At 36.1% G+C, this 291-nt stretch carries 1 pseudogene; it reads right to left on the reverse strand.

Annotated elements, in window-relative coordinates:
* Positions 1-160: 160 nt before the first annotated feature.
* Positions 161-291, reverse strand: a pseudogene (locus C1G53_RS13445) (aminoacyl-tRNA hydrolase); the annotation flags it as partial.

Genomic DNA, 291 nt, shown 5'->3' on the forward strand with positions numbered 1-291 from the left:
ACAATCATAATCTTTTCGGCCAAACAATCATAGGCAGTCGCCATTATAAGTGACTTACTAGTCCCAGATAGTCCTAATAATAACTGACGTGTTGATTGATTCAATCCTGACTGCCATTGATTGATTTGCTTGTTCTTGTGAAGTAAATCGAGTATATTCATTATCCGTTAAACTTTCTCATTACTGTATCAAAATCATCTTCTTCGAGATATACGTTGACAGCCTTGTCAAGTTTATCTAGTGCTAAGTCGATTTCAATACGGTCCTCTATATCAAAGCCAGACAAGACAT

The sequence above is a fragment of the Streptococcus suis genome, from assembly GCF_002960445.1.
Taxonomy (GTDB): Bacteria; Bacillota; Bacilli; order Lactobacillales; family Streptococcaceae; genus Streptococcus; species Streptococcus hyiners.